This is a genomic window from Vibrio sp. (assembly GCF_050299255.1).
GTDB lineage: Bacteria > Pseudomonadota > Gammaproteobacteria > Enterobacterales > Vibrionaceae > Vibrio.
Window position 1 is genome coordinate 1 of sequence record NZ_JBNKVP010000204.1, and the last position, 559, is coordinate 559.

Here is a 559-nt window from a genome sequence, read left to right on the forward strand (position 1 = left end):
TACGACGGGGGATGCGCCCGGCCTTCAACAATATCAGGGAGATGGTCCGTGGCGAAGTGGGCAGGCCAAGGTCCGCTGCCAACAAATCCGGTTGGCGGTGGAGATGATACAAGATACACCGCGGCCCGGCCCGCCGCCCCAGATCCTCGCTCAGCCTATCGCGCAGTTCGATAACTCGTTCACGGATTGTCTCCGTCACCTTGCGCTGTGGATTGTGCGGCGCCCGTGAGCGGCTGAAGAAGACTTCGGGATGCTCTTCGGGCGGGTAGGCTTTGAAGCGCTTGAGCCACTTCTTCACCCAACGTAGTGAGCGTTGGACCTCTTCCGCCAGACGAGTAATCGTCCAATCCGGATGCGTGTTGCGCAATTCCCACAAGATCACCCGGTCGCGAATGAGTGCGGCTTCCATCTTGTCCTCCTTCGAGTAAGGTTTTCCTTACCTTACCGGAAAACAGGGCTGCGCCTCATCGTGTGCCAAAAATGGGGCACGATGTTGGTATTTAGTTTAGGGTGTCGAAGTTTGTGATCAATACACCCGACCCCCATCGACCACGCTGAG

Annotated in this window: 1 pseudogene; it reads right to left on the reverse strand. The window is 57.6% G+C overall.

The window, feature by feature from the left end:
- Positions 1–409: pseudogene (locus ACQY6F_RS19045) on the reverse strand (hypothetical protein); the annotation flags it as partial.
- Between the last annotated feature and the right edge of the window lie 150 nt (positions 410–559).